Genomic DNA, 15,097 nt, shown 5'->3' with positions numbered 1-15,097 from the left:
TCGCGACACTTCATGCGTAGGGACGATTCATACGCGAGAAAGGTGTGCGAGATGCAGTATCAGAAACTGGCCCGAATGGTGGCCGTCCCCGGACTGGCACTCACCATGGCGGCCACCCCGGCCATGGCCGCGACCGCTCAGGCCGCACCGGCGACGCACACCGCGGCCAAGCAGGCCGATGCCGCGGCGCCGACGGCCGCCGCGGCGGCCGTCAAGCGGATGAGCAGAAAGTGCTCCAAGCCCAAGGGCCAGAAGTTCAACATCTCCTTCGCGCCCGGCAAGCAGTCCACGACCTTCTACTTCAACAACCACTGCAGCCACAAGAGCTACATCAAGGTCCGCACGTGGACCACCGGTAAGCCCAACTACAAGACCACGTGCATCCGCGTCAACGCCAAGACCAAGGGAAAGAAGAAGATCTGGCACGTCGGCGGGCGATGGGACCGTACCCAGCTCGTCGCCAGCTGCTGACCCCTCTTCCGTTCCCCACACCCGTCGAGCCGGCCCGGGGGACCGGCTCGGCGGGCATGCAAAGGCACCGGCTACCGCTCATCGAAACCGGGCGACGCGACGGGCGAGAGATCGCCGTGCAGAATGCGCCGATGAAGCTCGCTGATGGAGGCACCCGGCTCAACGCCGAGCGCCCCCACCAATCGCGTGCGGACCGTCGTATAGCGTTCAAGTGCCGCACCCTGCCGTCCACTCCGGCACAAGGCGACCATCAGCAGGCCCGCGATTTGCTCGTCGAAGGGATGCTCGTCGGCGAGGCCGGTGAGGAACGGCACCGTTTCGGCGTGCCGCCCTAACCGGAGCCTCGCCTCGGCGCACGCGAGCAACGCCGACAGCCTTTCCTGGTCCAGCGTCCTGCGGACCCGGTCGGCCCAGGCACCGGTGATCCCGGCGAGCTGCGCGCCCCGCCACATCCCGATCGCACCGTCGAGAAGGCGGACGGCCATCGCGTCCGCGCCGTTCCAGACGTTCTCGCGAGCCTGGCCGACTGCGCTCCGGAAGCGATGGAGGTCGATGTCCTCGGGAGCGGCGAGCAGCACATATCCGCCGCACCGCCGGCTCACGCGCTCCCGCTCGGCGGCGTCCCCGGACGCCTCGGCGAACGCCGCCCGCAACCGCGCCGCGAGGGTGTAGAGCGCCGCCCGCGGATGGCGGGGAAGCGACTCGTCCCAGATCCGGTCGATCAGCGCGGCGTCGGGAATTATCTGGTTCGGATCCCAGGCCAGCACCGCCAGCAGCCCTCGCGCCCGTCCGGACCTCAATACCGCTTCGCTTTCCCCGAACCGCGCGGTCACCGAGCCCAGCAGTCGCACTTCCACGGCCACTCCCCACCGTTCCGGCAAAGACAAGGCTCACCCTGACGGCCGCCCCCCAGAACGAACAGGTGCCAGAGCCCTATCTCACCAGCCAACAGGCCACCCACTAGTGCCGTGGCACTACCCGCTCACCAGGAAACACTGATGCAACGCCGTAGGGTCAGATGATCACCTTGTGTCCGAAACGGCATTTCAGGCGAGGTGGGAATTGGGTGCCGACTTGCGTCGGCGCAAGGCGCCTGTTGTGCGATCGGAGTGGTGAGTATCATGATCTCCAAGTCTTCGGCGGGTCGCGGTCATGTGCGCTCAATGCAGGGTGATGACCTGTTGAGGCCAAACCGCACCCAAGGTGGACCATTTATCCCTAAGCGACCCTTATGTCTGATTAGATGGGTTGTCGTGGACGAGCAACACGGACGAGACCTGCCGTCGATTCCCGGTGTCGATCCCGCCGTACCGAATTCGGCGCGGGTGTGGGATTACTGGCTTGGCGGGGACGAGTTCTACCCGGCCGACAAGGCGATGGCCGATGAGGTCGAGCGGGTCCTGCCCGATATCGTCGATCAAGCACGCGCCGACCGGTTGTTCCTGCGGCGCGTGGTGGAGTTCTTCGCGGGCGAGGCGGGCATCGGCCAGTTCCTGGACGTCGGAACGGGGTTGCCGACGTCCAACAACACCCATGAGGTCGCGCAGCGGCTACGGCCCGACGCACGCGTTGTCTACGTCGACAACGACCCCCTGGTCCTGGCGCACGCGCGCGCGTTGCTGACCAGCACCCCGGAGGGCATGACCGACTATCTCGACGTCGACATGCACGAACCGGACCGTATCCTCGACCTCGCGGGGCGGACACTGGACATGGCCCGGCCGGTGGCGATCACCATGCTCGGAGTGGTCTGGCACATCGTCGACGACGACGATGCCGTACGGATCCTGGGACGCCTGGTGGAACGGGTCGCGCCGGGAAGCCATCTGGCGATCAGTCACCAGACCGACGAGATCACCGGGCAGCAGGCCCGGGACGCGGTGGACATGTGGAACCGGGACGCCGCCCCCAAAGGGGTGTGCCGGTCCAAGCGGCAGTTGGAAGAGTTGTTCACCGCGGTGGGGCTGGAGTTGCTGCCGCCGGGTGTGGTGTCCTGCAACCGGTGGCGGCCCGAGGCTCCCGACGTCCTGCCCGGCGAGGTCGATCAGTTCGGTGGCGTGGGAGTCAAACACTGAGTGACGCAACAGCGACATGAGTCGCCGGACCACCGGCTTCTGGGCAGACTGGGACGGTGGCCACGGGAGGTGAGGGTCGTCGTGGTCTACGGACCTGAGCTGAGGCTGACGCGGGTATGAGCGCCAGAATGCCCCTCAGCTGCATGAGTTGCTCTGAGGGCGGGAGCGGGATCGGCGTCGCCGGCGGCGGCCTCGATGGCGAGGCCGGCTGCAGGTGCACCACGGGTCTGGTGTGGGTGCCGCAGTGCGAACCGGATGCGGTGACCCGGCCGCGGCTGCTGCTGGCGGCCCGGCTCCGCGGGTTGCGTGATCGCCGGCAGGTCCCGGTGGAGGCCGCCGCAGCGACGATCGGGTCCCCGGTGCTGCTGCAGGCGATGGAGCGGGGCGTGACGGCGTCCTCCCCGCACCATGTGATGCTCCTGGCCACGCTGTACGGGGTCACCGACCATGCCGACCGGTCGGTGCTGCTGCAACTGGCGTTGCACTCACGGCAGGAGGGGTGGTGGGAGCCTTATCGCAGTCTGATCCGCCCTGGGTTCCTGCCCTATCTCGGGGCCGAGCAGGCCGCGCAGATGATCCGCGGCTACGCCGTCGACGCGGTCCCCGATCTGCTGCAGCACCCCGACTACGCGCGTGTCCTGATCAAGTACGCGCATCCGAGGGCGGGTGACGGAGAACTCCGGCGGCGGCTGGAACTGCGGCTACGGCGCCAGCAGATCCTGTACGCGGCCGACCCGCCCCGGGTCTGGATGGTCATCGACGAGGCCGTCCTGCGCCGGCGGGCCGCCTCGACGACGGTGATGTACCGCCAGCTCGAGCACCTGCTCGACCTCTGCGAGCTTCCCCATGTCACCATTCAGATCATGCCGCTGACGGGCGCGGCGGTGCTGCCCGGCCCGATCACGCTGGTGCGGGTGCTCCAGGAACGGGACGTGACCCGCCTGGCCTACCTGCAGCAACTCGGCACCGCCATGTACTTCCAGGACGCCGATCAGGCGCGGCACTGGATGAACAAGGTGGCGGTACAGGCGGCCCGGCCCGATCAGACCCCCGGCCTGCTGCGCCAGGCGATCCAGTACCTGGCGGGCGGGGTGGCGGCGTCCGCCGACGACGGCCGAGACCCGTCTGTGACGGCGGAATGTGGCGGTTGACACAGAACCGGGCGCCGATGTCTGGGAAGCTGCCGCCGTTCCAGGCCGACCGGCCCCCGTCACTCACACCCCAACGCCTTCGCCGGACCGATGATCACGACCGCGGGCAGCACGACATTCACGGGACGCTCGCGTGGCGCCGTGCGCCGAACCGTCCTTCCGCTCACTCTGTTCGCCTCGCAGGAGAGCCATGGCAACGACGCCGCGGCGGACGCCCGCGCACCGGTTGTTCGTCGAGCTGTTCTTCAGCTACTACGCCCACTGCGGGGAACCCCGGCATGACGTGGTCGCCGCGACCGTGAGCCGGGTCCGCGGCCTCTATCCCGACTACAGGGGCGAGGACCACCCGCCCGGGCTGTCGCCGATCAACATCTACAAGATCCTGCGAGGCAAACACCGGACGATGCCGACCAGCGACCAGCTCGGTGTCCTCCTGCTCGCCCTCCAGTACCTCGCGCACCGCGCGCACATACGGGACAACGATCCGGGATGCGCCACGCTGCCCGGATGGCAGGCATTGCTGAGCCAGGCGAAAATGCTTGATCGGCACCAAGGGGCCAAAGGGCGGTCGGGCCCCGAGGCAGTGCTGGACGCCGACCCGCCGCTACGTGTGCCCGCGCCCGCGCCGGCGCCCGACGCGGCGTCGTCATCGGACGCGCGGATCAGCGTGGCCGCCATCGAGGTGACCCCGATCGAGGCCCACGAGCTGGTCGCCCTCGGTCACTACACCCGGATGCTGGCACTGCGCGCGGCCGACGCGGACCACCGCGCCTTCTACGAACTCGCCGTCGTCCTCGGCACCGCCAGCGCCCCGTACAACAGGCGTGCGGCGACCTTCGCGATGGAGGCGGCCGCCGCCGCCCCGGGCCCCTCGCCCGCCTCCAGCCTGCTCAACGCCGACGCGACCCTCAACACCGAACAGGCGGCCGTGCACGCCCGCGTCCTCGCCCACGCGGCCGCCGCCGGCGACGGCGACGGCGACGGCGAAGCCGCCGGCGTCTTCGCCTACTGCGCCGATCGCGCCGACAACCTCCGCCTCCAGAGCCAGGCGCCGCGACTCCGCGACTGACCCGGGTACGGGATCCGCGGCACGGGCCCGCCCTCGACCAGGTACTTATGGCCGACCGCCACGACTTTTTCTTATCATTTCTTCACCATGCTCTATGTTTCGTAGAATTTCACAATCGAATATGTCCGAAAGGCGCTATTAGGGCATGGCTTGTGTCATGGTTGTGCTTGTCCAACCTGCTGTCGACGGAGTCGGCCTGTTACCCCCGGCCGCACCCCACAGCGGGGCGGGAACGGCGCGCCGATAACGCGCTGGGCCGCGCCACCCGCAAGAGAACAGCCTGTCAAGCAACGTCCGAATCACTGCCCTCCTGGCACGAAACGAAGGTCAGCGATGCCTCCTTTCAGCTCATGGTCCCGTACCCTGAAACCCCGCTACCGGCACTGCCTCGCCCTGGACATCTGCCGCTACACCGGCCGCGACGAGGCCGCCCAGGCGCACGCACGGTCCGCGATGTTCTCGATGGTCGAGCAGACCGCCGCGGACCTTGGGATCCGCTGGCGACCCGAGGTGCATCGCGACCGGGGCGACGGGCTCATGATCGTCGTCGAAAAGGGACGGATCGAGGTACTGACCACCGACTTTCCACGACGGCTGGGCGACGCCGTGCGGAGGCACAATTTGGCCACCGCGCCCGACGTGCGGATACAGCTTCGCCTGGCCCTGGACGCCGGCTACCTCCACAAGGACGACACGGGCTATACCGGCGGCGTCCTCAACAGGGCCGCACGACTCCTCGACGCGCCGGAATTCAAAGCGAGAATGAGAGATCAGGGGGCGGAGTTCGCGGTCATCGCGTCCGAACCACTGTGCGATGCGATCCAAGGATTCCACCTGCTCGACGACAGAAGGATCGAAAAGGTCACCGTCGATGTGAAAGAGACCCACGCCACGGCATGGACGTGGGTCCCCTGAGAAGCGCGAACCGCCGGTAACGAGGCCCTGTCCCGGCGACGCTCATCCCTGACGTCCGGCCGGAGATCGGCAGGTCCGCGCGTCCCGTCGCGCCCCCGTGGTGACGCCGTGGTGACGTAGACTCACGGGTGCCGGGGACCTTTCGAGCGCGGGCCGCCTTGCCGGCGACGTCCCCCGGCGACACACGAACCGGTCCCGTACGGGCCGAGAATGGGGCCCTTCATGGCCCGCGACACCGCCCAGCCTGCCGCTCCGATCGCCACGAACACGGCGTCCGAACCCATGGCACCGCCCGCGCCGCGCCTGCGTCTGGCCCCCGGCCAAGCGGAACGCGGGGTCATGAACGGCGGCTGGTGGCCGCGATCCCGTGACACCGCCGCCGAACTCACCGAACTGCTGACCGTCCTCGACATCGCGCCCGACGCGGCAGCCCGCGTGACCATCGACTTCAACGACTGGGACGACATCCCGCTGCGCATCACCGTTTCGGGACGCGAGGTCAGGGTGGGCTGGCTCGCCCACCTCGACCACATGCTCGCGCTCACCTGCGGCCGCGCCGCCCCGACGTTGCTTCTCGTCATCCCACCGGGAACGGCGCCGGCGGCGGGCGAGGACGCTCTGGCCAGATGCGGGGCCGAGATCGGCGACACGATGCCACAGGAGATCCTGGCCTCCTGCGGCGTCCCCGCCGGCCGCCCCTGAGCCACCCGGCGCCTGACCCACCGCCCGATGCCCACGCCCGCCCGTGGCCGGCGGCGAGTCGCGCCGGAGCCCGCACCCGCCGCGGCCGGTGAGTTCACCGGACCTCCCACGGCGCCCGTCCACGAGTTCCTCATCCACACCGCCACCCCGTAACGGGCGGACCCGCCGCCGGCCCTCGGACCGGAACGGCTTTCGGCCACCTCACCTTCCCAAGGGACGACCTGCGCCGAAGTGTTCGAGGTGAACCGAAGGGAATGAACTTGATGTCCGATTCAGGGGGTGAGCATGGCCGGGCAGGTGGACGATCGGCCGGGCACGATACATGACCGTCTCGTGGAGGCGATGAACTCCGGGGTTCTCGCCACCGACGAGTCCGGCCGGATCACGGCCTGGAACCCGCGCGCGCAGCAGCTGCTCGGCTACACCCGCGACGAGGTGCTCGGACGGCCGATGCACGGGCTTCTGCACCGGGACGCCGACGGACACGTCCCGCCCGAACGGGACTGCCGCCTCCTGGACGTGCTGCGCACCGGTGTCCCCGACCACGGGGACGACCAGCGGTTCGCCCATCGCGACGGCCGGATGGTGATGTGCTCCTGGTCGTCCGCGCCGATCTACACCGGCGACCCGCCCGGGACAGGACCGCAGACGGGTGCGGTGGCCGGGCTGGTCATCGTCTTCCAGGACGCCGCCGACCGCGCCGCAGTCGAACGCGAGCGGCGCGACCGGCTGGCCCAGGTGCAGCGGGCCAACTCCCGGCTGACACTGGTCGCCGAGATCACGACGGTGCTGTCGTCCACGCTGAACGAGGCGGAACTGCTGCGGCGGCTGGTCCGGCTCGTGGTGCCCGCGCTGGGGGACTGGGCCGAGGTCGACCTGCTGGTTCCCGACGGCCGCGTCGAGCGGGTGGCCGCGACGCACCACGAGCTGTCCGCCGCCGACATCGCCGGGCTCGAAGGGCCGCTTCCACCCATCCCGCGGACACCGCGCGGACCGCTGGCCCGGGTGCTGCGCGGCGGCGGCGCGGTCGTCGTCAGCGGCGAGGCCGAGGCGGGCTCCGACGAACCGCTGGACGCGGCCCGGCACGAACTCTTCCAGGTCATGGACGCCCAGAACGCGATCATCGCCCCGCTGGCGGCCCGCGGCGAGACCTACGGCGCGCTGACGCTGGGCTACTCGCGTCCCGGGCAGGTCTACGGGCCGGGCGACAGGCTCGTGGTGGAGGACGTCGCGCGCCGCACCGGCCTGGTCCTGGCCAACGCCCGCCTGTACGCCGAGCAGCGCAACACGGCCGAGGCGATGCAGCGCAACCTGCTCACGCCGCTGCCGCAGCGGGGCGACCTGCGGCTGGAGGCCAGGTACGTGCCCGCGACCCAGGTCAGCTGGGTCGGCGGCGACTGGTACGACGCGTTCACGCTGCCCGACGGCGCCACCGGGCTGGTCATCGGCGACATCGAGGGCCACGATCTGTCCGCCGCGGCCCGCATGGCCCAGGTCCGGAACATGCTCAGGGCCCTGGCGTGGGACATGGCCGAGCCGCCCAGCCGGGTACTTGCGCGCCTGGACGGCGTCATGGCCGCCGTCAGCGACGCCGAACTCGCCACCGCCGTGTTCGGCCGCGTCGAAGAGCACCCGGACGGGCGATGGCACCTGCGCTGGTGCAACGCCGGCCATCCACCGCCCCTGCTGATCACCCGCGACGGCGGCACACGCTTCCTGGACGAGCACGGGACCCTGCTCGGCGACCCCGACCTCACCGGAACCCGCCCCGACGGCACCTGCGTCCTCCCGCCGTCCTCGACCCTCCTGCTCTACACCGACGGCCTCGTCGAGACCCGCGACTCCGACCTGTCCGACCGTCTCACCAGCCTCCGCCGCCACGGTTCCCACCTGGCCCAGCTCCCCTTGCCCGAGCTGTGCGACAAGCTCCTTGAGCGTGTGGAGCCCAGTGGTGAGGACGATGTCGCGCTCCTGGCCGTCCGCATCCCCGGCTAGCGCCTCGCGCACTGGGATGTGTCCGAGGTTCAGTCCGCCGTGGAATCCGGGGCCAGCCGGTCTGGCGCGATGAGCCAGCCGAGCCGCGCGGATATGGCGCGCGCGCAGTCGACGATGGCGGCGACCTGGTCGGAGTCGTCGCCGGCGCGCCACAGGACCGACCAGGGGTAGTAGGACGCGGGCTCGGTGAGCGGCCGCCACAGGGTGCCGGGCAGCGCGTTGATGCACGAGGACGGCACGCAGTACAGGCAGCGCCCCTGGGCGACCAGGTCGGCGGCGGCCCGGATGCTCTCGACCGTCCCCGCGTACACCGTCGGTGTGAAACCGGCGGCCCGGCACAGCTCGACGGTGAACTGGTTGAACTCCGGGGCTCGGACCTCCTCGGCGAGCAGCAGCGGCTCCCGGGCCAGGTCGGCGACCGGCACCGCGTCCAGGTCGGCGAAACGGTGTCCGCGCGGGATGAGGACGCCGAGCGGGTCGTGCCGGAACACCTGCGAGGCGATCTCGGGCGGGGCGAGCGCGGCGCGGCCGATGCCGACGTCGAGGCGGCCGTCGGCGAGCAGCTGGTACTGCTCGGGCACGCCCGCCTCGATCTGATGGACGACCAGGCCGGGGTGGTGCGCCTGCGCCTCCTGGAGGATCTGGGGCATCGAGTCGTAACTCGCGTCGATGATCCCCACGCGCAGGGCGGGCGGCGCGCTGCCGGCGGTGCGGGCGGCCGCGACGGCCCGGTCCACGTGCGCCAGGATCTGCCGGGCCTCGACCAGGAACGCCGCGCCGGCGGCGGTCAGCGCGACATGGTGCGTGCTGCGCTCCAGCAGCCGGACCCCCAGCTCACGCTCCAGCCGCTGGATCTGCTGGCTCAACGCCGACTGCACGATGTGCTCCTGGGCCGCCGCGCGGCCGAAGTGCAGTTCATCGGCAACGGTCACGAAATAGCGCAGTTGGCGCAGCTCCACGACCGGCACCCCCGCACGCGACATCGCCGTTGTCCGAGACGGAAGCCTGTTTCCGCCACGTCCGAACGCTTAGCCGAGGTCGGCGCCGAGCAGGAAGGCTCCGCCACAGAGCATATGGTCGCGCCCCGATCGGCAGGAAGGCTCCGGCCGCCCCGCGCAGGCGTTATGGGCCCTGGTGATGAGTTCCGCTCGCCTTGGCGGTTTCCGGACGGCGCACGCGGCGATTCACTCGGCAGTGCCGTATCCCGTCCACCGGACGGACGCGGAAATCATGGGGAGAGAACCCGCATTGAACATCGACCGCGACAGGCGGCTCCAGATGGCGTCCATCTTCCCGATCAGCCCGAACGGATCGGCGCCGTACTGTGAGCACCTCGACGGGCTGATGCCGGTGACCCCGCGGTCGGAGCGCTGCCCGGCCTGCCAGGCGCTCGACGCCACCTGGACGAGGCTGCGGGTCTGCCTGAACTGCGGCTGGGTGGCGTGCTCCGACGATTCGCCCCACCAGCACGGCCGAGCGCACTACCTGGAGACCGACCACCCCGTCGTCGGCGCCCTGGAGCCCGGATCCACGTGGAAATGGTGCTACGTCCACCGCCGCGAAGTCTGACCGGGCGGCCACGGCCGACCGGGACGGCACCGCAGGCGGCCAGCACGATCGCCCCTGTAAGGACCGCGTGGCCACACTGGAGCGCCGTCCCGGGCGGCCACGGTGGATTCGGGGGAGAAGCGGCGCCGCCGTATCGGCGCCGGCGCCGGCGGACGGCGCGCCTGAAGCCCGGTGAGGTGTCGGTGACGTGCTCGGCGTTCAGGGTGTCCTCCGGAACGGGAGGGGCTGACGGCCAGGGCCGTCCGGTGCTATGAGGGGCTGCTCACCGTGCGTCGGACGGCCCCGGTTGATCAGCGCGGTCCCAGCGGTGACCGGCCCTGTCCAGCCAAGTCCAGTGATCTCTCCAGGGACACAGGCGATCGGCGAACGGCTCATCACGAGGGCTGATCGGCGGAGCGGCGAGGCCGCCGAACCCGAGGATGGGCGGCTCGCGCGTACACTGCGGGCACCTGGCAACGATCGGAGACTCATGCCCGCCCGAAGCCACACCGGAGGGGACGCTTCATCCCCCTACCGCCTCGACGTCCTGACAGTCGATTGAACGGCGGCGGAACGCCGACCGGACCAACACTCGGGATCACCGCGCGATCGGGCAAGGAGAACGAGCGCCGGCAACCGATCCACCCGCTGCACCTCGACCGGATCGACCCCGCGCTCCGCTCACGCGTCTATCTCGAACGCGGATACGGCGAGCCGTTCGGTGTCCCGGACGAGCAATTGGCGCCGCATGTCGCCGGGCTCCTGTCCCGCGAGGAGCTCATCGCCCGCTGCGGCGTCATCGTGATCCTCAAACCCCAGCCCGATGACCTCAAGCAGATGCGCCCGGGGCAGACCCTGTGGGGCTGGCCGCACTGCGTCCAGGACCCGGAGATCACCCAGCTCGCCATCGACGGGCGGCTGACGCTGATCGCGTTCGAGGCGATGAACCACTGGACGTCCGACGGCGGCTTCGCCCTGCACGTCTTCCACAAGAACAACGAACTCGCCGGCTACTGCTCGGTGCTGCACGCCCTCGCCCTGACCGGCGCCACCGGCGCCTACGGACGGCGCCGCCGCGCCGCCGTCATCAGCTTCGGTGCGACCGGCCGCGGCGCGGTCACCGCCCTGAACGCGCACGGAGTCCACGACGTCGACATCCTGACGCAGCGGGGCGTGAGCGCGGTCGGCTCACCGATCCACTCGGCCCGGATCGTCCACTTCGACCGCGACCCCGACGACCCGGCCCGCACCCGCGTCCTCACCGACGACGGCATGATGCCGGCCGCCGCCTTCCTTGCCCGGCACGACATCATCGTCAACTGCGTCCTGCAGGACCCCGGCGCCCCGCTCATGTTCGCCACCAACGGCGACCTGCCGCTGTTCCCCTCGGGCACCTTGGTCATCGACGTGTCCTGCGACGAGGGAATGGGTTTCGAGTGGGCCCGCCCGACCTCGTTCGACGACCCCATGTACACGGTCGGCGGCAACGTCAACCACTACGGCGTGGACCACACCCCGTCCTACCTCTGGGACTCGGCGACCTGGGAGATCAGCGAGGCCCTGCTGCCGCATCTGCACGCGGTCCTGGCCGACCCCTCCGCCCTGGAGACCGACACGATCCTCGAGCGCGCAGTGGAGATCCGTGACGGTGTCGTCCAGAACCCCGACATCCTGTCCTTTCAGCACCGCTCACCCACCTACCCCCACCCCCGGAAGGCCGCGTGCGACTCTCGCTGAACGACCTGTTCGCTGACCTCCCGGCAGAGCAGGTCGACGAAGCTCGGGACTTCTACAGGACGAGAGCGGCCGGACGCGGCCCCAGCACATTGGCGGAGCTGAAGGAAGTACGCGCGAAGAGGTCCGCACCTGCCCCGGCCGATCCGCCGGCCATCGAAGAGGTGGTCGAGGCCGCGGGAATCGGTGTGCCGGTGCGGATCTTCACACCGTCCGGCGGGCGACCGCGAGGCGTCTATCTGGACATACACGGCGGCGGCTTCTACATGGACTCCGCAGCGGCCGGGGACGTACGCAACCGCCGGCTCGCGGACGCCCTGCACCTCGCGGTCGTGAGCGTCGACTATCGACTCGCGCCCGAGGACCCCTGGCCCGCCGCCCCCGACGACTGCGAAGCGGCGGCACTGTGGCTCCTCGAACAAGCTCGTGAACGTTTCGGAACAGCGCGCCTGGTGATCGGCGGGAGCTCAGCCGGAGCGACACTTGCCCTGGCGACCCTGCTCCGGCTGAGGGATCGAGGGGCCGTCGACGGCGTCGTGGGGGCCGCGCTGCAGTTCGGCACCTACGACTTGAGCGTCGGCATCGAAGTCTGGCTGCTCGACCGCCTCGCCCAACCATGACGACCCCGACGGCCACGACTCCCGGGTCCCGACCCGGGAACGGCAGGACGAGCGCGCGGGGTGAGCGGGGTGTGGGTGTTCGGCGGATTTGATCACGCGCGTATCGCTACGTTTAGTGGCAGATGGTGTGATCAGGGTGATCGCGTCGTCTGGTGCATCGCACACCGAATGATCTGATGCGTGTCGTCCAGACCCTGCGTCACGGCGGATGTCGGTGCCGGTGGTCGTTGGCGTGCTGCTTGGTTCGGTGCCGGGCCTGTGCCGGGTGCCGGCTGGGGCGAGTGTTCGCGGCTGCCGGTGAACGTTTCTGTCGCGACTCCCCCCGGGGCTGGGCTGGATGGATCATGTTGACGAGTTTCGTGTGTCGATCGGCCGTGCCGGTGGCACGGTGACGGTGACCGTGGTCGGGGAGGTGGACATGGCCACGGTCGGAGTTCTTCGCGTTTGTGTGGGTGCTGTGCTGGACGGGATCGTGCGCGGGCGGGTGGTCGAGCAGGTTGTGGTGCAGGTCAGCGGTATGTCGTTCATCGACGCGTCGGGGCTGGGGGCGCTGGTGGACTTGCGGAAACGCGCTCGGCGCGAGGGGGCGCTGCTGCTGCTGGCGGGCGTGTCTCCGGCGCTGTGGCGGTTGCTGAAGCTGACCGGACTGACCGGGCTGGCCGGGCCGGGCGAGATCGACGACGGCTGAGTCCGCGCATGTCGTCCGGGTGGGGCTGGTCGCCGGTCCGGGCGGCTGAGGTGGCCGGGGTGGTCAGCCGGTGGTGTCGCCGTTGGCGCGTTCGGCGATCCGGTCGAGGTCGGTGGGGTCCAGGGCGCGGGTCACCAGGGCGTGGGCCAGGTCGGTGAGGCGATGGTTGTGGTTGCGGGCGTGATCGCGCAGGGCGGTGAAGGCTTGCTCCATCGAGCAGTCGTGCCGTTCGGCCAGCACGCCCTTGGCCTGTTCGATCACCACCCGGCTGTTGAGCGCGGTCTGCAGCTGTTCGGTGAGGATCTGGCTGTGGCGGATCGCGCGTTCCTGGAGCAGCCCGATGGTGGCGACGTCGGCCATCGCCTGCGCGAGGCTGACCTGGTCGGCGGTCAGCGGGCCGGGCCGGGCGCGGAACAGGTTCATCGCGCCGATCAGCTCGGTGCGCAGCCGCATCGGCAGCGCCGACACCGCCCCGAAGCCGCTGTCGCGGGCGCGCGGAGCGAACCGCGGCCATTGCCGCGTCGCGTCGTCCTGGTGAAGGTCGGCGCAGTGCACGACGGTGCCGGTATGGAAGCAGTCCAGGCACGGGCCCTGCTCGGTCTGGAGCTGGAACAGCTCCAGCAGCCGGGTCTGCTCGCTGGAGGCGGCCATCAACCGCAGATGGCCGCGCTGGTCGGTGACCAGGAGCCCGGCCGCGTCCACCTCCAGCAGCTCCACGCACCGTTCCGACAGCTGCTGCAGGAAGTCGATGACATCGAACTCCGACACCAGCGTGTCGGCCAGCGCCACGAACGTCTGGGCCACCCTCTGCTGTGCCGGGGCTGGATTGGTGCTCACACATCGCAGCCTACGCCCGCCGCAGGAGTGCGTAGCGGTCGAAGCCTTACTCCGGAGTCGTTCCGGATACCGGCCGTCCGAAACCATCGAAATGCCGCTTGCGGCGTCGTAGACGGGGACGGGTGCTCGGTGGGGTCAGCCTGGCGTGGGGGCGTCCGGGGTGAACCGCAGGTGCCGCTCGACCACCTGCCGGGCGACCTGGGTGAGCGGGACGTCATGGGCGAAGGCGTGCGCGCGCAGCCGCACCAGTGCCTCGTCGATCCCGCAGTCCATCTGTACCGACACCATCCCGGCCGCCTGATGGATCTGCGGGCCGAGCGCCAGCGAACCGGCCGGCAGCGCCTGCGCGCCGGCGCCGGCCCGGTCGTTGAGCAGCAGCGCCAGGATCGCATCGGCGAAGATCAGCGCGCGGGTGCACTCGGCGACCTCCAGCCCGCCGGGCCGGTCCCGGCCCAGCACCAGCACCCCGACCCTGACCGCGCCGCTGGCCAACGGGAACGCGAACGCCGCCCGCACCCTGGCGGCCTGCGCGACGGCGGTGAACGCCGGCCAACGCAGTCCGCACTCGGGTGCGGCCAGGTCGGCCGCCAGCACCGGACCACCGGTGGCCATCGCCTCCACGCACGGGCCGTCCCCGCTGGTCAGCTCGGCCTCCAGCAGCCCGCGGCCCAGGTCCCCGGCGACGTGCACCGGTTCCAGCCGGCCATCGGTGACCAGCGACACCCCGACCCCGCTGAGTGCCAGCGCCTGGAGGCAGGCGGTGCAGGCGTCCTGCGCCGCGATCGGCGCGGCCCGCCGCCGCGCGCACGCGGCGATCAACGCCCAGACATCGACCTCACCACCGTCGATCACCACCAACGACCGCCCCGCGCTCCGATGTATGCACCCCTCAACCTACGCCCCCCGCCGCCGCTAAGGGTGCCGTGCCGCCCATCGCCACCGCGCGGCCCCGTCCAGCAGCGGATGCGGCGGACCCGCCTCGGCAGGGAAACCGTCCCCACGGCAACCGTCCGCGGACGGCAGTCGCTGGGAGAACCACACCACCTTGCCCGCCCCGGCCCGATACCACCCGCACCGGGACGCCAGCGCCGCCACCAGCGCGAGGCCGCGACCACCCTCATCGCCCGGACGCGCCCGCCGCATCCGGGGCGAAACCGTGCTCGCATCGCCCACGCCGCACACCACCTCGCCGCCCTCGCCCCCGTCCGCCACCGAGCCCGCCAGCAGCAGCGACACGTTCCCGCCGCCGTGCACCACCGCGTTGGTGACAAGCTCGCTGACCATCACCGTCG

Annotated in this window: 16 protein-coding genes; 11 read left to right on the top strand and 5 right to left on the bottom strand. The window is 70.5% G+C overall.

Annotated features, from left to right (window positions below):
- Nucleotides 1-51 precede the first annotated feature (51 nt).
- Nucleotides 52-471: a hypothetical protein gene (locus tag ETD83_RS30625; RefSeq protein ID WP_138648692.1), complete on the top strand. Its 420-nt coding sequence runs from the start codon at nucleotides 52-54 to the stop codon at nucleotides 469-471.
- A 71-nt stretch (nucleotides 472-542) separates the two neighbouring features.
- Here ETD83_RS30625 and ETD83_RS30620 read toward each other — a convergent pair whose 3' ends face one another.
- Nucleotides 543-1,328 carry an AfsR/SARP family transcriptional regulator gene (locus ETD83_RS30620; protein ID WP_171064524.1) on the bottom strand — a complete coding sequence of 262 codons (786 nt, stop codon included), beginning with the start codon at nucleotides 1,326-1,328 and terminating at the stop codon, nucleotides 543-545.
- Between the two features lie 396 nt (nucleotides 1,329-1,724).
- Here ETD83_RS30620 and ETD83_RS30615 point away from each other — a divergent pair, with 396 nt between their 5' ends.
- The 6 genes from ETD83_RS30615 (at nucleotide 1,725) to ETD83_RS30590 (ending at nucleotide 8,378) form a co-directional block, all read left to right on the top strand.
- Nucleotides 1,725-2,546 carry an SAM-dependent methyltransferase gene (locus ETD83_RS30615; RefSeq protein ID WP_230421302.1) on the top strand — a complete coding sequence of 274 codons (822 nt, stop codon included), beginning with the start codon at nucleotides 1,725-1,727 and terminating at the stop codon, nucleotides 2,544-2,546.
- A 143-nt stretch (nucleotides 2,547-2,689) separates the two neighbouring features.
- A complete protein-coding gene (locus ETD83_RS30610; RefSeq protein WP_138648690.1) occupies nucleotides 2,690-3,697 on the top strand; it encodes a DUF5753 domain-containing protein in 1,008 nt (335 codons plus the stop codon).
- 190 nt (nucleotides 3,698-3,887) lie between these two features.
- Nucleotides 3,888-4,766, top strand: coding sequence for a hypothetical protein (locus ETD83_RS30605; RefSeq protein ID WP_138648689.1), 879 nt, complete (start codon nucleotides 3,888-3,890; stop codon nucleotides 4,764-4,766).
- Nucleotides 4,767-5,228: 462 nt separating this feature from the next.
- Complete coding sequence (locus tag ETD83_RS30600) at nucleotides 5,229-5,681, top strand: hypothetical protein (RefSeq protein ID WP_138648688.1); 453 nt, start codon at nucleotides 5,229-5,231, stop codon at nucleotides 5,679-5,681.
- 222 nt (nucleotides 5,682-5,903) lie between these two features.
- The gene (locus ETD83_RS30595; protein ID WP_138648687.1) at nucleotides 5,904-6,383 is read left to right on the top strand and encodes a DUF5994 family protein; all 480 of its coding nucleotides are present in this window, start codon (nucleotides 5,904-5,906) and stop codon (nucleotides 6,381-6,383) included.
- Between the two features lie 285 nt (nucleotides 6,384-6,668).
- Nucleotides 6,669-8,378 (top strand): SpoIIE family protein phosphatase, encoded by a 1,710-nt coding sequence (locus tag ETD83_RS30590; RefSeq protein ID WP_268920510.1) that lies wholly within the window; start codon nucleotides 6,669-6,671, stop codon nucleotides 8,376-8,378.
- Between the two features lie 29 nt (nucleotides 8,379-8,407).
- Here the strand turns inward: ETD83_RS30590 and ETD83_RS30585 are convergent, their stop codons facing one another.
- Complete coding sequence (locus tag ETD83_RS30585) at nucleotides 8,408-9,361, bottom strand: LysR family transcriptional regulator (protein ID WP_138648685.1); 954 nt, start codon at nucleotides 9,359-9,361, stop codon at nucleotides 8,408-8,410.
- Nucleotides 9,362-9,608: 247 nt separating this feature from the next.
- Here ETD83_RS30585 and ETD83_RS30580 point away from each other — a divergent pair, with 247 nt between their 5' ends.
- From ETD83_RS30580 to ETD83_RS30565, 4 genes are all read left to right on the top strand, one after another.
- On the top strand, nucleotides 9,609-9,947 hold the full coding sequence (locus tag ETD83_RS30580; RefSeq protein ID WP_205717974.1) for a UBP-type zinc finger domain-containing protein: 339 nt from the start codon (nucleotides 9,609-9,611) through the stop codon (nucleotides 9,945-9,947).
- A gap of 537 nt (nucleotides 9,948-10,484) precedes the next feature.
- A complete protein-coding gene (locus ETD83_RS30575) occupies nucleotides 10,485-11,663 on the top strand; it encodes a N(5)-(carboxyethyl)ornithine synthase (protein WP_138648684.1) in 1,179 nt (392 codons plus the stop codon).
- Nucleotides 11,648-12,280: an alpha/beta hydrolase gene (locus ETD83_RS30570; protein ID WP_138648683.1), complete on the top strand. Its 633-nt coding sequence runs from the start codon at nucleotides 11,648-11,650 to the stop codon at nucleotides 12,278-12,280. Before ETD83_RS30575 ends, ETD83_RS30570 begins: the two co-directional genes overlap by 16 nt.
- A 337-nt stretch (nucleotides 12,281-12,617) precedes the next feature.
- A complete protein-coding gene (locus tag ETD83_RS30565) occupies nucleotides 12,618-12,968 on the top strand; it encodes an anti-sigma factor antagonist (protein ID WP_138648682.1) in 351 nt (116 codons plus the stop codon).
- 63 nt (nucleotides 12,969-13,031) lie between these two features.
- Here ETD83_RS30565 and ETD83_RS30560 read toward each other — a convergent pair whose 3' ends face one another.
- From ETD83_RS30560 to ETD83_RS30550, 3 genes are all read right to left on the bottom strand, one after another.
- The gene (locus ETD83_RS30560; protein ID WP_230421301.1) at nucleotides 13,032-13,805 is read right to left on the bottom strand and encodes a GAF and ANTAR domain-containing protein; all 774 of its coding nucleotides are present in this window, start codon (nucleotides 13,803-13,805) and stop codon (nucleotides 13,032-13,034) included.
- 135 nt (nucleotides 13,806-13,940) lie between these two features.
- Nucleotides 13,941-14,657 (bottom strand): ANTAR domain-containing protein, encoded by a 717-nt coding sequence (locus ETD83_RS30555; RefSeq protein WP_171064522.1) that lies wholly within the window; start codon nucleotides 14,655-14,657, stop codon nucleotides 13,941-13,943.
- A 60-nt stretch (nucleotides 14,658-14,717) separates the two neighbouring features.
- The coding region (locus tag ETD83_RS30550; RefSeq protein ID WP_205717973.1) for an ATP-binding protein at nucleotides 14,718-15,097 on the bottom strand (380 nt) is incomplete at its 5' end.

It is taken from the genome of Actinomadura soli (assembly GCF_005889715.1).
Lineage (GTDB): Bacteria > Actinomycetota > Actinomycetes > Streptosporangiales > Streptosporangiaceae > Spirillospora > Spirillospora soli.
The sequence above is the reverse complement of the archived record's forward strand: the minus strand, read 5'-3'. Positions and strand labels throughout refer to the sequence as shown.

What these genes read in the sequence shown, in the direction of transcription:
- ETD83_RS30625 (WP_138648692.1), top strand. Translation starts at nt 52, where the DNA reads ATGCAGTATCAGAAACTGGCCCGAATGGTGGCCGTCCCCGGACTGGCA.
- ETD83_RS30610 (WP_138648690.1), top strand. Translation starts at nt 2,690, where the DNA reads ATGAGTTGCTCTGAGGGCGGGAGCGGGATCGGCGTCGCCGGCGGCGGC.
- ETD83_RS30605 (WP_138648689.1), top strand. Translation starts at nt 3,888, where the DNA reads ATGGCAACGACGCCGCGGCGGACGCCCGCGCACCGGTTGTTCGTCGAG.
- ETD83_RS30600 (WP_138648688.1), top strand. Translation starts at nt 5,229, where the DNA reads ATGGTCGAGCAGACCGCCGCGGACCTTGGGATCCGCTGGCGACCCGAG.
- ETD83_RS30595 (WP_138648687.1), top strand. Translation starts at nt 5,904, where the DNA reads ATGGCCCGCGACACCGCCCAGCCTGCCGCTCCGATCGCCACGAACACG.
- ETD83_RS30590 (WP_268920510.1), top strand. Translation starts at nt 6,669, where the DNA reads ATGGCCGGGCAGGTGGACGATCGGCCGGGCACGATACATGACCGTCTC.
- ETD83_RS30585 (WP_138648685.1), bottom strand. Translation starts at nt 9,361, where the DNA reads ATGTCGCGTGCGGGGGTGCCGGTCGTGGAGCTGCGCCAACTGCGCTAT.
- ETD83_RS30580 (WP_205717974.1), top strand. Translation starts at nt 9,609, where the DNA reads ATGGGGAGAGAACCCGCATTGAACATCGACCGCGACAGGCGGCTCCAG.
- ETD83_RS30565 (WP_138648682.1), top strand. Translation starts at nt 12,618, where the DNA reads ATGGATCATGTTGACGAGTTTCGTGTGTCGATCGGCCGTGCCGGTGGC.